The organism is Helicobacter ibis, from assembly GCF_027859255.1.
Taxonomy (GTDB): Bacteria; Campylobacterota; Campylobacteria; order Campylobacterales; family Helicobacteraceae; genus Helicobacter_D; species Helicobacter_D ibis.
Map to the genome: position 1 here is coordinate 206467 of NZ_JAQHXR010000001.1, position 15676 is coordinate 222142.

General features: G+C 29.5%; 18 protein-coding genes and 1 pseudogene. 17 read left to right on the forward strand and 2 right to left on the reverse strand.

Annotated features, from left to right (window positions below):
* Positions 1-40 precede the first annotated feature (40 nt).
* The gene (gene dnaJ / locus PF021_RS01210; protein WP_271020583.1) at positions 41-1159 is read left to right on the forward strand and encodes a molecular chaperone DnaJ; all 1119 of its coding nucleotides are present in this window, start codon (positions 41-43) and stop codon (positions 1157-1159) included.
* Here the strand turns inward: dnaJ and PF021_RS01215 are convergent.
* The gene (locus tag PF021_RS01215; protein ID WP_271020584.1) at positions 1149-1694 is read right to left on the reverse strand and encodes a hypothetical protein; all 546 of its coding nucleotides are present in this window, start codon (positions 1692-1694) and stop codon (positions 1149-1151) included. The genes dnaJ and PF021_RS01215 overlap by 11 nt on opposite strands.
* 91 nt (positions 1695-1785) lie before the next feature.
* On the opposite strand from PF021_RS01215, the gene PF021_RS01220 reads away from it, so the two are divergent.
* The 8 genes and pseudogenes from PF021_RS01220 (at position 1786) to PF021_RS01255 (ending at position 9102) form a co-directional block, all read left to right on the forward strand.
* Positions 1786-3453 (forward strand): extracellular solute-binding protein, encoded by a 1668-nt coding sequence (locus PF021_RS01220; protein ID WP_271020585.1) that lies wholly within the window; start codon positions 1786-1788, stop codon positions 3451-3453.
* Complete coding sequence (locus PF021_RS01225; protein ID WP_271020586.1) at positions 3446-3979, forward strand: thermonuclease family protein; 534 nt, start codon at positions 3446-3448, stop codon at positions 3977-3979. The genes PF021_RS01220 and PF021_RS01225 overlap by 8 nt, the downstream gene beginning before the upstream one ends.
* A 10-nt stretch (positions 3980-3989) precedes the next feature.
* Positions 3990-4712 (forward strand): hypothetical protein, encoded by a 723-nt coding sequence (locus tag PF021_RS01230; RefSeq protein WP_271020587.1) that lies wholly within the window; start codon positions 3990-3992, stop codon positions 4710-4712.
* A gap of 23 nt (positions 4713-4735) precedes the next feature.
* Complete coding sequence (locus tag PF021_RS01235) at positions 4736-5290, forward strand: hypothetical protein (RefSeq protein ID WP_271020588.1); 555 nt, start codon at positions 4736-4738, stop codon at positions 5288-5290.
* Between the two features lie 93 nt (positions 5291-5383).
* A pseudogene (locus tag PF021_RS01240) lies at positions 5384-6460 on the forward strand (UDP-galactopyranose mutase); the annotation flags it as partial.
* Positions 6460-6684, forward strand: coding sequence for a hypothetical protein (locus PF021_RS01245; RefSeq protein ID WP_271020589.1), 225 nt, complete (start codon positions 6460-6462; stop codon positions 6682-6684). The pseudogene PF021_RS01240 and the gene PF021_RS01245, both read left to right, overlap by 1 nt.
* The gene (locus tag PF021_RS01250) at positions 6650-7858 is read left to right on the forward strand and encodes a hypothetical protein (RefSeq protein ID WP_271020590.1); all 1209 of its coding nucleotides are present in this window, start codon (positions 6650-6652) and stop codon (positions 7856-7858) included. The genes PF021_RS01245 and PF021_RS01250 overlap by 35 nt, the downstream gene beginning before the upstream one ends.
* A 2-nt stretch (positions 7859-7860) precedes the next feature.
* Positions 7861-9102, forward strand: a complete 1242-nt coding sequence (locus PF021_RS01255) for a glycosyltransferase family 2 protein (RefSeq protein ID WP_271020591.1) — start codon at positions 7861-7863, stop codon at positions 9100-9102.
* Between the two features lie 3 nt (positions 9103-9105).
* Here PF021_RS01255 and PF021_RS01260 read toward each other — a convergent pair whose 3' ends face one another.
* A complete protein-coding gene (locus PF021_RS01260) occupies positions 9106-9567 on the reverse strand; it encodes a GlcG/HbpS family heme-binding protein (RefSeq protein ID WP_271020592.1) in 462 nt (153 codons plus the stop codon).
* A gap of 152 nt (positions 9568-9719) precedes the next feature.
* Between PF021_RS01260 and PF021_RS01265 the strand changes: the two genes are divergently transcribed.
* The 8 genes from PF021_RS01265 to PF021_RS01300 all read left to right on the forward strand — a co-directional run bounded on the left by PF021_RS01265 (position 9720) and on the right by PF021_RS01300 (position 15672).
* Positions 9720-10301, forward strand: coding sequence for a hypothetical protein (locus tag PF021_RS01265; protein ID WP_271020593.1), 582 nt, complete (start codon positions 9720-9722; stop codon positions 10299-10301).
* 120 nt (positions 10302-10421) lie between these two features.
* Complete coding sequence (locus tag PF021_RS01270) at positions 10422-10892, forward strand: class I SAM-dependent methyltransferase (RefSeq protein WP_271020594.1); 471 nt, start codon at positions 10422-10424, stop codon at positions 10890-10892.
* Positions 10793-11296 (forward strand): hypothetical protein, encoded by a 504-nt coding sequence (locus PF021_RS01275; RefSeq protein ID WP_271020595.1) that lies wholly within the window; start codon positions 10793-10795, stop codon positions 11294-11296. Before PF021_RS01270 ends, PF021_RS01275 begins: the two co-directional genes overlap by 100 nt.
* Positions 11293-12696 (forward strand): hypothetical protein, encoded by a 1404-nt coding sequence (locus PF021_RS01280; protein ID WP_271020596.1) that lies wholly within the window; start codon positions 11293-11295, stop codon positions 12694-12696. The genes PF021_RS01275 and PF021_RS01280 overlap by 4 nt, the downstream gene beginning before the upstream one ends.
* Before the next feature lie 18 nt (positions 12697-12714).
* Positions 12715-12843 carry a hypothetical protein gene (locus PF021_RS01285; protein WP_271020597.1) on the forward strand — a complete coding sequence of 43 codons (129 nt, stop codon included), beginning with the start codon at positions 12715-12717 and terminating at the stop codon, positions 12841-12843.
* A 29-nt stretch (positions 12844-12872) separates the two neighbouring features.
* Entirely contained in the window at positions 12873-14129 is a 1257-nt protein-coding gene (locus PF021_RS01290) for a hypothetical protein (RefSeq protein WP_271020598.1), read from the forward strand.
* A gap of 20 nt (positions 14130-14149) precedes the next feature.
* The gene (locus tag PF021_RS01295) at positions 14150-14311 is read left to right on the forward strand and encodes a hypothetical protein (RefSeq protein WP_271020599.1); all 162 of its coding nucleotides are present in this window, start codon (positions 14150-14152) and stop codon (positions 14309-14311) included.
* A gap of 251 nt (positions 14312-14562) precedes the next feature.
* Positions 14563-15672 (forward strand): radical SAM/SPASM domain-containing protein, encoded by a 1110-nt coding sequence (locus PF021_RS01300; protein ID WP_271020600.1) that lies wholly within the window; start codon positions 14563-14565, stop codon positions 15670-15672.
* The last annotated feature ends 4 nt before the right edge of the window (positions 15673-15676 follow it).

Sequence of the window (15676 nt, forward strand, 5' to 3'; positions counted from 1 at the left end):
GAATTTGCAGTTTGTTTATAAAGATAATTAGGAGATTTTTTTGGAAGAATTTGATTATTATGAAGTCCTAGAAATTTCTAGAAATGCTAGTGGTGATGAGGTAAAAAAAGCATATAGAAAAATGGCTCTAAAATATCACCCAGATAGGAATCCAGACAATAAAGAGGCTGAAGAAAAATTTAAACAAGTCAATGAAGCATATCAAATATTAAGTGATTCACAAAAAAGAAAAATATATGACACATATGGCAAGAGAGGCTTAGAAAATAGTGGCGTAGGCTTTGAAGGTGGAGATATTTTTGATATTTTTAATTCCGTGTTTGGTGGTTTTGGCGGTTTTGGAGCAGACTTTGGCAGAAGAACAAAGAGAGAAAGCTATAGTTATTCAAGCGATATAGTCTTAGAGATTCATCTACCATTTAGCGAAGCTATTTTTGGGGTTAAAAAAACAATAGATATAAAATATAAAGTAGCATGTGAATCTTGTAAAGCAACAGGTGCAAAAGATGGGAAGCTAGAAACTTGCAAGGCTTGTAATGGAAGCGGTAGAGAGACTTTTACACAAAGCTTTATGACATTTGCACAAACATGTTCTAAATGTGGTGGTAGTGGCACAAAAGTAGCCGATAAATGTCCAAAATGTAGCGGTAAGGGATATAAAGAAGAGAAAGATAGCTTTGAAGTTCAAATCCCAGAAGGTGTAGATACTGGAAATCAAATAAGAGTGGCAAAGCGTGGTAACCAAATGCCAGATGGAACTAGAGGAGATTTATACTTAGAAATAATAGTGCAAGAAGATGAGCATTTTATAAGACATCATAGTGATGTTTATTTGGAAGTTCCAGTTATTTTTAGTCTTGTTATGCTAGGTGGGACAATAAAGATTCCAGCATTAAGAAAAGAATTAGAATTAAAAATACCAAAAGGCGTGAAAGATAAGCAACAATTTGTTTTTCATGGAGAGGGTATTAAGAGTGTAAAGAGTGGTAGATATGGGAATTTTATCGCAGTTGTAAAAATAACATACCCACAAGAATTAAATGAGCATCAACAAAAGCTAGTGCAAGAATTGCATGAATCTTTTGGCTATGAGCATTCAAAGCCAATTAACTGCTTTGAAGGCTTGTTTGATAGAATTAAAAGTTGGTTTAAGCAATAAGGACGCTTAAACCACCAACTATTGTGCTTATTACAATACCTGCTATTATTGTTAGAATTTGCTTTTCTCTATTTTTCTTTATATTTACTAAAGTTATCATTACTCCAGAGAAATACAACAAAAACATGGTTATTCCAAATCCTATTGCTAAAACATCAAAATACCATTTAGCCTTTGCTTTATGAAGCATTATTAAGTTTCCTATAAATGAACGCTCTATGGTAGTTATATTATAAGAATCTTCTGCTTTTTTTTCTAATGTTGCAGAATAGTGAGCACTACCAACAATGAGTTTTCCTTCTTTCTCTTTGATTTCTCCAACTTTTGGTAATGCTATGTTGTTTTCCTTAAAATACTTTAGCATACTTTCTATTTCTTTGCCTTTTGTAGCATTGTGCATGGTGTATGTATTTTTTGTAGCACCATAATTTTGGTCTATGCCACTTATGTATAATATTCCTGTTAGTGCATACATTAACGCAAGTGGTAAGAAAAATAAACTAAGATAAATATGAATATTCCTAAAAGTCTTCATAAAATCCTCCCTAAAAATAATTCGTTAAATTATATTGTTTTATATTAAGAGTTTGTGAAGTTTAGGATAGAATTTTAATTTTGGAGTATATATGAAATTATTATTTATTTTGTTGCCATTATTTATTTATGCAGATACTTTTAGTAGCGATTCTTATGCACCATTTGGAGAAGTAAAATATAAGAGTTTCAAGCATTTTGATTATGTTGATGTAAATGCTAAACAAGGAGGTGTTGTAAGAAGGAGTGCATTAGGAGAGTTTGATAGTTTTTATGATGTTAATTCAAGTGCAAATGTATTTGATACGAAGCTTGTTTTTGATTCATTATTGATTCGATCTTTAGATGAGCCATATAGTGCTTATGGTCTTTTAGCTAAGCAAATACAAGTAGATTCTAACAATAACTTTGTGATTTTTCATTTGGATAAGAGTGCTAAATTTAATGATGGAAAGGAAGTTAGTGCCTTTGATGTTGAATTTAGCTATAAGTATTTTTCACAATTACCAAATTATAAAGAGTTATATAGTGATGTTTTGGAGGTTATAGTAGTAGATAAATATACAATTAGATTCAATTTTAAAAATCCAAAAAATAAAGAAATAATCCTAACTTTAGGAGATATGCCAATACTGCCAAAGCATTATTATGAAAGTATAGATACAACAAAAGATAAGCTAAAGATTCCTCTTGGAAGCGGTGCATATGTAATAGAGAGTTTTATAAAAGGAGAACTAGTTATATATAGAAGAGTTGATAATTATTGGGCTAAAAATCACAAAACTAGGATTGGATATTTTAATTTTGACAAAATAATATATAAGTTTTATAAAAATAATAAGGAATCTCTAGTTGGATTTAAAAATAAAGAATATGATTATCGATTGGAAAAAAGCGTAAAAAATTGGGAAGAGGGATATGGTAGAGATGATATAAAAAAAGAGGAATTTTTGCATTTAACACCAATTGTTATGCAAGGCTTTATCTTTAATACAAGAAAAGAGATTTTTAAGGACATACAATTAAGAAAAGCGATAAATTACGCATTTGACTTTGATAAAAGCAATAAAAGAATTAATAGCTATTTTTTGAGAACTGATTTTCAAAGTGTTGGGTTACCAGTTGGGAGAGAGTTAGAAATTTTAGAAAACTTTAGAAATAAACTTAGTGATGATGTTTTTAATAAAAGCTTTATTGTTCCTAGCAAGAGCAATGTAAATGAGGCTATGAATCTTTTAAAAAATTCTGGTTATGTTATGAAAAATGGTAGGTTATTTGATGATAGAAATAATGCTGTCTCTTTTGAGATATTACTTAATGGAGATAGTTTTTTGCAGTTTAGCAAGAATCTACAAAATAGTCTAAAAAAATTGGGAATCACAACAGAAATAAAAATCGTCTCAAACGAAGAATATAAAAAGAGAAAGTCGAACTTTGATTATGATATGATAGTTGATAGTTTTGATTATAGAAATGGCATTAAACAAAGGCTATTTTGGGATATAAATGGGACATTTAATTATAGTGGTGCTAATAGTGAGGTTATAAATTATTTTTTATCACAAATTGAATCTAGTGATGATTATAATGAATTAGTGGTATTATTTAGGGGGTTAGATAGAGTGTTGTTGTGGTCATACTATGTTATACCTTATTTTTATACAGATACTTTTAAGGTTGCATTTTACAATGGATTATCCCACCCTAAAATCACTCCAACTTATGATGTTGGGTTTGAAACATGGTGGGTAAATGAGTAGAATCTTTTTTGTATTTTTGTTGGTGCTTAATTTATATGCATATACCATACCACCTGTTACTACTTCTGTGATATTAAAGTATATTTATGCACCAACTTTGTTTAGTGTTTATGCTAAAGATTATGGAATGTTGTATTGTCAGTTGTATGGCATTGCTATGGTTAGTCAAAGTTTTAAGTCCGAAAATTGTGAAGTTTCTCCAAGGGCTGTTAAAGAAATGCGACACTTTGCATTAACTTATACTCAAAATACTATTTTTCTAGAACAACAATATAGAATAGGATATAAAAATGGTTGGTGTTTTTTGCAAAATGGTGGGAAGTTTTTTAATGCCCAACTTGTTGAAAATGGATATGCTGTTGTCCAGTATTTTGACATAAGTGAGCCAAAGATTATTGAAGATTTGGAGGTTTTAGAAAATATCGCCAAAACAAATAAAAGAGGTCTATGGAGAGAATGGGAGCAAGAAATGGAATGTTTAAAGAGTGCATTAAGAGGTATAGCACGAGAGATGATAGAAGAGTAGGGAGAGTGTGATGAAAAAATATGTATATCCAAAAGGTATAGCTGGAGAATTATTAGGTCAAATGGTATCATATGTGTATGATTGTGAGGTTTGTTTTATAGATGATAGTTGTATTGATACTTCTCTAGAAAGTTTTAAACATGAGCTTACAGCAAATGGTGAGACTATATTTCTAGCATGGGATAAACGCTCTACTTTAAATGATAGCACAGCAAGGATTTTGATTAATAAATTAAATATATATGGTATTAAATATCATTATGATTCTTTTTTTATGATATCTAAAATGACTGCTAACAAACTTTATAATCAAATTAAGAGCAAAAAATGGGATAAAGTAGTGGCAATAGAGGTCTCTGGAATGGCAAATGATAAGCATATAGGTTTTTTAGATGATTGTTTAATGAGCAATGATATAAAAATACTATATTTGTGTGGTACAAATTTGGCATATAATAGAGTGATTAATAAAATCAAAACCAATAACTTAGCAGAAGTTGCATTTGCTGTTTGTATGCCATGCTATTATTTGGAGTTAATAGATTTTGTAAGATGTATCACAAAAGTGTCATGGACATACAAAAATAATTATATTCCTACCATTTGTATAGGTCATTCTTTAAGTGATTTTTCAAATATTAACTTAGATTTGTATTCTAAAAATTTTGATTATTTATGTATTTCTGGTAAGTGTTATATGCCTAATAATTCTGTGGGGGGGGGGGGGATTTAGTAACTCCTATTTGTAGTGGTTATTTGGGTTTTGATAATTTGGTGTTTAGAATGTATGGTGGTGATATAAATTATAACTTAGAGATAAAAAATAGTGTGCTATTTGCACCATACAATAAAAGTGAATTTGATTTATTTGTACCACTTATAAACGAGGTTCTACCTTTTTATAGAGTTATTTTGCGCTCTAGAATGGTTTGTGAGAAGGGTTTTTGGGATTCTATTTATGATATTTTTGAAAAACCAATCAAGGAAGGTTTGCTAGTTATTGATGATTCTGGTGAAATTTCAGAATATACATATTTTCAAAGTTTTGTTCTTGTCTGTGGGGCTACGACTTCTAAATTTACATTTCCATTATTGAGTGGCTCACCTTGTATGGTTATTGGTGATTTTAAGATAGATTCTAGCTTAGGTTTTGTTTTAGAAGATTCTAAATTTTTAGAAAATATACACAAAATTTATGAAAATAAATATGAATGGTGTAAAAAAATAACAGAACACAGAGAATATGAGATTTATAATTTTGGTAATGCTAGTGAGTATCTTTCAAATTTTATACTAGACAATATAATCTAGCTATATTTAAGTAAAATTTAATAGAATTATAAATTTATTTTACAATCAAAGGACAGGTTATGAAAAAAGCTTTAGTAGTGGGGGGGGGGGTTTGCTGGTTGTGTTATAGCTCACTTTCTCAAAAATAAGAACTTCAAAGTAGAGATTCTAGAGGGTAGTAATGTTCTGGGTGGTGGTTGTAGAACATTTTTTTACCATGGACATCCATATACTTATGGTCCTCACCATTTGCTTGTAGATGTGGGAAATACATCTGTAATAGATTTTTTTAATCAATTTTTAAATATGCGTGAAATTAAGCACTATATGCTAACTTTTGTGGCAAGTGATAGGGAGTTTTATTCATATCCTCCACATATTGATGATATAGCTTTAATGCCAGATAGAGATAAGATTCAAAAAGAGCTTGAAAGAAGAGATCCAAATTTTAAGGCAAGTAATTTTGAAGATTTTTGGATTAATGCTATTGGTAAAACCTTGTATGATAAATTTATAAACTTCTACTCTCAAAAAATGTGGAAAATAAAGAATAATAAAGAAATTGATGTATTTGGATTTTTTGGGATTGATTCTGCAATTCAGACAGGTTCTAAACAAAGATTTGTTGGAAAAAAAGATGTACTATATCCAAAAGAGCTAGATGGATATAATAGCTTATTTGAGAAGTGTGTTGAAGGTTGTGATGTCAGATTTAATACTTATGTGGATAAATTCGAGCTTGATAAAAAGAGGGTTTATGTAAATGGTGAATACTTAAGTGCGGATGTCATTATTAATACTAGCTCTTTAGATATGGTTTTTGATTATTGTTATGGGGAGTTAAGGTATATTGGTAGGGATTTTCAAAAGATAATCTTGCCTGTTAAGTATGCTTTACCAGAGTTATATCACTTTGCACATTATGCAGATAGTGAAGAATCTTATACAAGAATTGTAGAATATAAAAAGCTAACTGGTTATGAATCTAAATACACAATGATAGGAATTGAGACACCTTCATTTAATAATAAACTTTATCCTTATCAAACAAGTGCTGATGTTGCAAAATATAAAAAATACTTAGAATTAATGCCCAATGATTGTTATACATTAGGAAGAATGGGTAGATATAGATATAGTGATATGAGTGAAATTTTGAATGATTGCTTAGAGTTAATAAAGGAAATTTGATGCTTGATATAAATATGTATAGAAATCTGGAAGAAAAGGCAAAAAGTTGTGCATATGAGTATAATTCAATTAGAAAGTATAATTTAGATATTTTTGAAAAGCATGGTTTTCCGGTTAGAATAAATACATTTCAAGGGTTATTTTCACTTTTGGATTCCATGCAAGAAAATAGGAAAAGCTTTTATATTAATGATATATTACTTGCGGGGGGGGGGGGGATTTAGCAGTATGTATAACTCCCTAGTTGATGCTTGTAAAAAGTCATTGGAATTACAAGAAGTGTATTTTCAAAACAAAAGACATTTTTTGCCATTAGAAATTCTTAGTTCATCATGTGTTGTGTATCATAGATTAAAATCTATTAAGCCAAATTTTGAAAATATCTTTGAAATAGGTCCTGGAAGTAGTGGTATGAGTTATTTCTTATCTCAACATGAATCTTTGAAAGATTATAGCTATACTGATGCTTGTGAGAGTTTTTATATGCTACAGAATTTGGTTAATACACATTGCTTTAGTGGTGAATTTAAAAATTTTGCGTTGGATTTTGTAGAAGATAGTTTTTATGATCCAGAAACTAAAAGTAAAGCTATATCAACAAGACAAAAAAGAGAATTTATAGAATCTAAGCAGAATATCAAAGTCAATGCATATCCATGGTGGAAGATTAATGAGATACAAAACAAAAAGAAACATTTTGATATAATGTTATCTAATGCTAATTTGCAAGAGTTTTCTAGTGATTGTCTGCATGATTACTTGCTTTTAACTAAAGATATTTTAAAAGATGATGGAATTTTGTATGCAAATTGTCTAGGTCTTGTCTCAAATAATACACCAGAGAGTTTATTCTCTATGATATACGAGCTTGGTTTTGCTATTTATTTTTACTATAGCTTTAATAATATTTTCTATGCAAACTTAGAAAAATTAGACTTCTTAAAGAATGAAGCAATAGTACTAGCGCCTGCATGTGAGAGTGCCAAGTTTTTACTTGAAGATTTAAGTTTTGTTGATAAATTTAGTGAAATTTATCTTCTTGATGATTTTAAGGTTGGCGAAATTTGTGGCAAAAAAATAATAAATACAAAAGAGCTAGAGTTTTTAGGTATCAAAAATATTGTATTTATTGATGATAAGCTAGATTTAAAAGAGAGGTTTAAATCAAAATTTAAGAATTTTAATTTTATTGCTTTAGATTGTCGTAGGGCGATTGTTCCAAGCTTATGTCTCATAAAAGATACCCATAAAGATTATAAAAAATATAAAGATAGACAAGTTAATTTTTACAAAATGCCTTGTGGTGTAGATAGTATAGATTATCTTTATACTGGAGTATTTGATTGTGATAGATTTGATGTTTTAGAAAAATTAAAAAATGATATAAAGAAGGAATAGGAATGTTTTTGCTAGTTGTACCAACATATAATAGAGCAGAATTGTTAAAGAGATGTTTGGGCAAGATTCAAAGTCAAACTTTCAAAAATTACAGAGTTTTGGTGTTAGATGATTGCTCTAAAGATAATACAAAAGAGGTTGTAGAATCATTTTTGTCTGATGATAGGTTTAGTTATTATAAATTTGAAGTAAATAATGGACATTCGGATAAGGTAATGATGAGTGCAATATCACTTGGAATGTTAGATTCTGATTGGATTATAACTATTGCTGATGATGAATATTTTTATACAAATGATCATTTGGAAAAAGTAGCAAATATTATTTCTAAATACGATGATATAAATCTAGTAGCAGTCGAACAAGGTTATGATTATGGAGATATTCCATTGCTTGATAATGATAGGCCAAGATTGCCAGAATATTTTACTTATGATATGTTATCTTGTATCGAAAAATCAGAGCTAAGAAAGACGATAAAAAATATTTTTAAAAGAGATTTGATTATTAGTTCTGGATTTTTTGATACAGCAAAGCAAGGTGCTAATGATGTTGTATTTGAAGGGGAGGGAGGATATTTAAATTTATATCCACAAGCTAAAATGGCTTTTGTGCCAAATGTTACCCATATTTTTGGCGTAGTCCCTAGTGCTAGACGAAAATATTTGGACTTTTATATGTGGATTGTATCTGTTGGTATGACAGCATATCAAGCAAAAAACAAAGAATTGTTTTATGAGCTTTTAAAGATTCATTATTCTTCCTCGTATCCTATATTTTTAAATACATTCTTTTCGTGGGGTGGAGATGGATTGGCTTTGATGCTAAAAGATTTTTATACCCATAAAGATTTTCATAAAATAATAAGAGAAATTGCAAAGATTTACAATGATAGCTTTAAGGATAGATTTTTAGAACTCTATGAAGAGTTCAATAATAAATTACCAACTATTAATGAGAGAAATAAACTATTAGAAACTTCAACAAATATAGTGTTGTATCCAGAGAATTCATGGAGGGCACAGATACAAGACTATTTGCAACACAATGGTAAAAATATTTTGTTTGTAGCCGATGATTATAAAGAAGGATACAAAAGATATGGTGACATTTTAGAAAACAGCTCTAAAATTGATTGTGTTTTTATCACAAGTGGGCATCCAAAAATAGTTTATAATTTATTAAATAAATTGGATAAGTTTGGCATCAAGGTGGCTACACTAATATTGAAAGATGATATATAGCAATCACTTTAGAGTTTTAAGCCCAGCTTTTGCTATTTCTACATCTTCGTCTCCATGTGCTCCACCCACACCTATGCCACCAACTACAACATTATCCATTATTATTGGGAGTCCACCATCCATAATCGAGAAATTATCGTCTAGATACCTTAAATCCTCTGGAATTGATCCTTCTTTTATGCCTTTATGTATCATATGTGTTGGTCTTTTTTGAGAGGCTGCCGTGTATGCTTTTTTAAAGCTTGCTTTTACCGTGTGAACACCAGCATTATCATTTCTTACCATAGCTAATAATGCACCTGAGCTATCAACTATAGAAATGCTGACATGTTTATTTTGTTTTAGCGATTCTTTGTAAGCATTGTTTAGTATTTCTAGTGCCAATTTAGTATCTAAAAATGGTTTATACTTTGTTTGAGCAAACACGCATAAGCTAAATAACATTATTAATAATATATTTTTCACTATTATCCCCCTTGTCTTGTTGTTAGATTATACTTTAAATGATATAATTTTTCAATTTTGTTTTGGAGTTTTTATGATTGTATTTTTTAAATATTTATTTAAAAGTGTGGTTTGTCGATAAAGTTTAATGCATTGACGTAAAAATATGAAAGTTGGCAATATTTAGGTGGATTAAATGGCTAGGATATATATATATCCTAGAAGGTAAAGTTGGGCTAGATTTGGCTCATCTTTTGGAATTTTGTAGAGTTGATAATGTGGATTTTATAGATGATTTTAATAAGGAATGCATAAGTCTTAAAGAATATGCAGATATTAAAAAAGATGATGATATTTTATTAATATCTAGCAGAAAAAATTTTCTACCACTTGCTAGAACTGCTAAAGATTTGAAACTATCCTTTAAGATGAGGACTGATTTTGTTGCAAAAATGGTAGATGATTATATAGCAAATAAATTAGAATACAACAGAGATAATACGGTTGGGATTATTATATCTGGTCCTAGTGACTCTAAACATAGAGGGCAAATAGAGGAATTTTTAAGGGATTCTGGAGTTAATTTGGTGTTTATTTGTTCAAATGAGAAAGAAAGAAAAGACGCTAAAGATAGGATACAGGATAGCCCATATTTTTATACATACAAATCTGATTTGTATTCTAGATTTACATTTGCTTCTGTTGTGATTAGTGAGGGTGGGGAGAAATTCCATCCTAGTGTAACTCCTGTATAAGAGAGATAATTTGTCTAAAGAAGTGTTAAAATATATATCTAGTGAAGTTTATAATTTTGGTAATTCATCTAGGAAAATAGCTGATTTTATATTAGAAATTTTATATTGTAAAGAGGGACTATGATTACTTTTAGTTTTGGTAGAAATTGGAAAAGATTTGTGAAATATGTTGCAAATGATGAGATATTGCAAAATGCTAAAGATTCTCTAAGCAGGTTCTTTGGAGGCAATTTTGATTTTAGCAATAAAGTATTTTTGGATATTGGTTGTGGAAGTGGGATTTTTTCTATTGCAGCATTGAATTTGGGCTGCAAGAGAGTAATAAGTATAGATGTAGATAACAATTCAATAGAAGCAACACAAATGGCAAAAGATAAATTTAAACCAAAAAATACAGAAAATTGGGAGATTTTTTTAGGAAGCATTCTGGATTCTAACTTGGTTGATAGACTAAAAAAAGAGCTTACAAACGAAAGTGTTATTTTGTATAGTTGGGGAGTATTGCATCATACTGGCAATTTAGAATTAGCAATGCAAAATGCTATGGATATTCTAGATTCAGCGGGGGGGGGGGGAATTACGCTTATATAGCTCTCTACAACAAAACAGAAGCTTCACTTTGGTGGCTTAAAAAGAAAGAGTATTATAATAGAACAAATATTTTTATGAAGTTCCTACTTGTTAGTGCTTATACTTTGTTTTTGACATTTGAAGATTTGCGTAAAGGTCGTGGATTAAATATGTATGATAGAAATCGTGGAATGTATAAGGTAACAGATATTATAGATTGGCTAGGTGGATTGCCTTATGAGCCTATGTTTAACGATGATGTAATAAAGTTTTGGGAAAAGAATGGTTTTAAATGCATAAATAATAATAAAACAATGTATTATAAGCCGATATATCCAAAAGGATTTTGGTATAGAATGTTTGTTTATCTCAAAGTGGTCGGTCTTGGTTGTAATGAGTTTTTGTTTAAAAAGGAGAAGCAGTGAAATATTATATATACCCAGCAGGTGGAAATGCACAATATATAAAGCACAACTTAGAGATTCTGTGTAGTATGGATTCTCTGCGGGGGGGGGGGGGGATTTATCTCCTAGATGATAAGGATAATTCCTTAGTTGATAATGTATGTAACATAAAAAATCAAAATGAATGCACAATACTTCTTTCGTCCCCTAATCATAAAAATAAACTTTTAAAAACTTTGAAAAATCTAGGAATTAGCAGGTGTTACGATGGAATCTCATTTGTTGCTAATTTGCTAAATAAACATTATAAGGAAAAATACAAAAATAAAAGAATAATTGCTATTGCATTAAATGGATATGAGCTATCACAAAAACACCTAGGAGACATACCAAGGATACTAAAAGATTCTAACTTTAATATAGTGTATATATTATCATTTGCAAGCAAATGGCATAAAGAGTTGATTTGTGATTTAGAGCAAAGGGGAGAAGATTATATTTTGGCAGATTACGAGTTTGTTGAGGCTTTGGATTTTTTTCCTTTTGTAATTTGTCAAGCAGAGTTTAGTAGGTATAATGCTAAGGTAGCTAGTTTAAAGTTATTTACTAGTGCTGATATGGTGCAGAATTATGCTTATTTAAATAGAGAAGTAGAGAGTAGTATTCAGCTTGGTTTTTTTCTTAGTACATATGTAAATATTCATTCAAAAAGTCATTTAAAATATATAAGCAAAAAGCAACAATTTGCAAACTTAGTGCCAGATCCTAGTTATAAATTCTTGCTTGGTGGTTATCCTAGTATTGACAAGGAAGCAAAAGCTTGTCTTTGTAGTGATATACCTAAAGATAGTGTAATTTTTGTCTCTACGCATTTGAATTTCGAATATCCAAGACGATTAGCCACTATAATAAAGCATGTGTTAGATTGTGGGTTTAGGGTTGTATTTAAATCAAACCCTGCTCATTGTGAATTAGAAAATATAGAAAAAGACTTTGTAAAAGAGTTTTTAACTTATGATAATTTCGTATTTTACGATAATAGCACACCCAGATTAAATAAAGAGGAATTACAAAGAAGTATAAGTTTGGTTGAATCTTGTAGTTCTATGTTGTATTCTTATCCTATTGCAACAAAAAAACCAAGCATAATAATGTATCCAAAACGAGATTCTATTAGTTTTGATACATTAGAAAATGATTGTTTTTATAACGATAAGATACATATAAGAATCTTTGAGGAAGATGATTATAGTATTGTTGAAATTTTAAAAAAACTACAAGAGGAACAAGAAAGCCAAAAATGGAAAGATAAAATAGAAGACTATTGTAAAAATGATCTTTATAATTTTGGTAATGCAAGCAAAGAGATAGCTAAGTGGATTATTGAGTGGTATGAAAATATGGAAATAATGTATAATTAAATTTTAAAAGGAGAAAAAATGAAATATTACATATATCCAAAAAGTGGCAATGGGCAATATATAAAAAATGCATTAGCTATTCTTGATTCCTCTGCGGGGGGGGGGGGGATTTATCGTTTGTTGACAATGAAACCTTACTGGATATAAAAGATGAAGTAAATTCTAAAGAAGCTATAATGGTCTTAGCTTCCAAGAGATATAAATATAAATTGCTACAAAACTTACAAAAACATGGCATTAACTCTGCTGTGTGTGGCTTAAATACAATCGCAAAACAATACAACGAATTTTTAAGGGAAAAATATAAAAACAAAAAGATAATAGCGATATACAGCGATACAGAGGGGAGACCACATTATAAATATCTAGGTAGTATTAGAGAGATTTTGCAAAAACATGGTTTTACTATTGTATATATTTTATCGTTTGAAAATCTTGATTTTGAAGCAATATACAAATATCACAAAGATAATAGTGATGAAGTTATTTTTGCAAATTTTGAATTTTTAAGCCAACTTGATTTTTTTCCATTTGTGATTAGCTTTAATAATATTTTGAATTTTCATCCAAGTGTAACTAGTTTAAGAATTCACTCTAGCTTAGATGAAGTACAAAATTATGTTTGGTTAAACGAAGTTTATAACAATAGAGAAACTGAAAAGGCGAATACTATAAGCATGTTTTTAAATACTTATTTAAATATCCATTCAAAAAGTCATCTGAAGTATTTAAGTATAAATCAATCATTGCAAAATGCAGATTCAAATCCTAGAAGTAGATTTATACTTGGTGGTTATCCGAGTATTGATAAGGAAGCTAAAGACATTTTGGGGTATAAGGATACCAAGAGAGATACTATTATTTTTGTATCCGCATTAATTAGTATTTTTAGGAAAGAATTGAGTGTTGAGATTATTAAATTCTTACTTTCTTTAGGATATCGGGTAATTTTTAAATCAAATCCAAGCCATATAAGTCATTCTACTCACGAAGATATGGTTGCCTCTTATTTTTTGGATAATGAAAAGTTTGTGTATCAAAAAGCAGATAAACCAAAATTAAGCATTGAGGATAAAGAAAGAAGTATAACAGCAATAGAGTGTGCATCCTCTTTGATGTATTCTTATCCAGTAACTGCTAAGAGACCTAGTATTTTATTTTATCCTCCAAAAAATAAAATACCTAGTGATTTATTGGAAAATGATGCTTTTTATAATCCGAATATTCATATTAGAGTGTTTGAGTGTGAGTATAAGGAAGTCTTAGGGGGTATTTTAGAATCTTTAGCCAATGACGAGAAAATACGCAAAGAATGGTATGAAAAAATAGATAATTATTGCAAAAATGATCTTTATAATTTTGGTAATGCAAGTGAAGAAATAGCTAAGTGGATCATTGATTGGTATAATGCTAATTCTATACTTGATGTATAATAATATTTCAAGGAGTAAATATGATTATATTAAATTTTCAAAAAACACAAGTAAGTAGCATTAAAGAAACATTGGGGCTTGATGCAGATATCAAAGAAGTTAAAGTTAATGATTTCTTTAGCGATTCTGTATATCTAGCATTAAAAGAGCTTGATATCTCTGCGGGGGGGGGGGGGATTTAGCTGATTGTATTATTGGCATAAATTACCCGCTTAATGATCATAAATCTATAGTATATGTAAAAAGCTTTGTTGAAGAAGCTTTAAAACATAAAGAAAATCTTTATTATTTTCCAAAACCAAATTATTACACTGAAGTTGATGACTTTGCGTATTTTGCATTATTCAAAAATATAACAAGTGAGAATTTAAAAGTAGAGACTTTATATAGAAAAGGTGAGATTAGTCGGCAGTTAAGAAATAAGCTTCATGTCTTGCTTAGAGACGATCTTAAAATTGATAAAAGCATTTGCAATAAAAAATTTTTTTATGAATCTAGAAAATTATTTAATTTATCGTATATCTGGCATGAGTATAGTGCTAGTAGAGAGCAATTAGAGTTTGATTTAACAGATAATGTGAAGTATTTTTATCCTTATCCAAAGGGCATTAATGTATCTATTAATAATGTATGTAATCTAACTTGTATAATGTGTCCATTTTTTTCTAAAGAATTTGAAAAAACTCATAAAACTGATTATTTTAAAACCAAAAGAGTGTTGGAAGATTCCTATATTTATGATGCAATAGATTATTTGAGTAAAGCAGTTGAACAATATCCTGATGTAACGATAGGTTTTACAGCAGCTGGGGAAGCTACGCTTGATGATAGATTGCCGAAATTTATAGAGCATGCTAGGCAAAAAGGTATCCCTTATAGATATATTGTAACTAATGGCACAATGCTTGAAAAGGTTGGAGTGGATTTGCTGGAATCCGGATTAAATAGAATGGCAATTAGTATAGATGGTGCTACAAGTGAAACTTATAAGAAGATTCGTGGTGCATCGTTAGATAAAGTAGAAAGAGGTGTGAGAAAATGTGTAGAACATGCAAGAAAATTAAATGCATTTGGGACAAATATTGAATTTGATTTGAATTGCGTTTTGACTGATATTTTTAAAGAATCTGACGAAAAAGATATGTATTTGCAAAAGTGGTCTGATTGTAGAGATATTATTACAAAGATATTTTTTACAAATATGGTTGTGTATGATGAGTTTGGATTAGATAAAAATACACAAAAAAGATATGAAAAGTTTAGTTGTTCTCTTCCATGGCAAAATTTTTCTGTTGATTGCTATGGTAATGTTACTTGCTGTTGCACAATGGATTCTAGTGTGATGTATAATCCTATTTCTTTAGGCAATGTAAAAGAACTAGGATATAAAGGTGTATGGAATGGTATTGGATATAAGACATTGAGAAAAGAAACTTTAGAGCAAAAATTTAATAAGTTTTCATTGTGTAATGGTTGTGCCGAGAGATTCAAGATGTGTTTTGATGTAGAAAAAGACACTACTAGTAGGCATGAGTTAAATTAGGAGT

What these genes read in the sequence shown, in the direction of transcription:
- PF021_RS01285 (WP_271020597.1), top strand. Translation starts at nt 12,715, where the DNA reads ATGAAATATTACATATATCCAAAAAGTGGCAATGGGCAATATATAAAA.
- PF021_RS01295 (WP_271020599.1), top strand. Translation starts at nt 14,150, where the DNA reads ATGATTATATTAAATTTTCAAAAAACACAAGTAAGTAGCATTAAAGAA.
- PF021_RS01255 (WP_271020591.1), top strand. Translation starts at nt 7,861, where the DNA reads ATGTTTTTGCTAGTTGTACCAACATATAATAGAGCAGAATTGTTAAAG.
- PF021_RS01245 (WP_271020589.1), top strand. Translation starts at nt 6,460, where the DNA reads ATGCTTGATATAAATATGTATAGAAATCTGGAAGAAAAGGCAAAAAGT.
- PF021_RS01215 (WP_271020584.1), bottom strand. Translation starts at nt 1,694, where the DNA reads ATGAAGACTTTTAGGAATATTCATATTTATCTTAGTTTATTTTTCTTA.
- PF021_RS01290 (WP_271020598.1), top strand. Translation starts at nt 12,873, where the DNA reads ATGGTCTTAGCTTCCAAGAGATATAAATATAAATTGCTACAAAACTTA.
- PF021_RS01230 (WP_271020587.1), top strand. Translation starts at nt 3,990, where the DNA reads ATGAAAAAATATGTATATCCAAAAGGTATAGCTGGAGAATTATTAGGT.
- PF021_RS01270 (WP_271020594.1), top strand. Translation starts at nt 10,422, where the DNA reads ATGATTACTTTTAGTTTTGGTAGAAATTGGAAAAGATTTGTGAAATAT.
- PF021_RS01220 (WP_271020585.1), top strand. Translation starts at nt 1,786, where the DNA reads ATGAAATTATTATTTATTTTGTTGCCATTATTTATTTATGCAGATACT.
- PF021_RS01225 (WP_271020586.1), top strand. Translation starts at nt 3,446, where the DNA reads ATGAGTAGAATCTTTTTTGTATTTTTGTTGGTGCTTAATTTATATGCA.
- PF021_RS01250 (WP_271020590.1), top strand. Translation starts at nt 6,650, where the DNA reads ATGATATATTACTTGCGGGGGGGGGGGGGATTTAGCAGTATGTATAAC.